This is a genomic window from Bacillus sp. LR--39 (assembly GCF_053613335.1).
Genome location: NZ_JBSIOT010001118.1, coordinates 1 through 625, shown reverse-complemented (window position 1 = coordinate 625; position 625 = coordinate 1). Strand labels below are relative to the sequence as shown.

The window sequence follows — 625 nt, the reverse complement described above, 5'->3', positions numbered from 1 at the left end:
TAAAAGCATAAAGGAGGGGCTTGAATGAGTACAAACCGACATCAAGCACTAGGGCTGACTGATCAGGAAGCCGTTGATATGTATAGAACCATGCTGTTAGCAAGAAAAATCGATGAAAGAATGTGGCTGTTAAACCGTTCTGGCAAAATTCCATTTGTAATCTCTTGTCAAGGACAGGAAGCAGCACAGGTAGGAGCGGCTTTCGCACTTGACCGTGAAATGGATTATGTATTGCCGTACTACAGAGACATGGGTGTCGTGCTCGCGTTTGGCATGACAGCAAAGGACTTAATGATGTCCGGGTTTGCAAAAGCAGCAGATCCGAACTCAGGAGGCCGCCAGATGCCGGGACATTTCGGACAAAAGAAAAACCGCATTGTGACGGGATCATCTCCGGTTACAACGCAAGTGCCTCACGCAGTCGGTATTGCGCTTGCGGGACGTATGGAGAAAAAGGATATCGCAGCCTTTGTTACATTCGGGGAAGGGTCTTCAAACCAAGGCGATTTCCATGAAGGGGCAAACTTTGCCGCTGTCCATAAGCTGCCGGTTATTTTTATGTGTGAAAACAACAAATACGCAATCTCGGTGCCTTACGATAAGCAAGTCGCATGTGAGAACATTT

Annotated in this window: 1 pseudogene; it reads left to right on the top strand. The window is 47.2% G+C overall.

From position 1 onward, the window contains the following. Positions 1-24 precede the first annotated feature (24 nt). Positions 25-625: pseudogene (gene bfmBAA / locus ACWHAR_RS28820) on the top strand (3-methyl-2-oxobutanoate dehydrogenase subunit alpha); the annotation flags it as partial.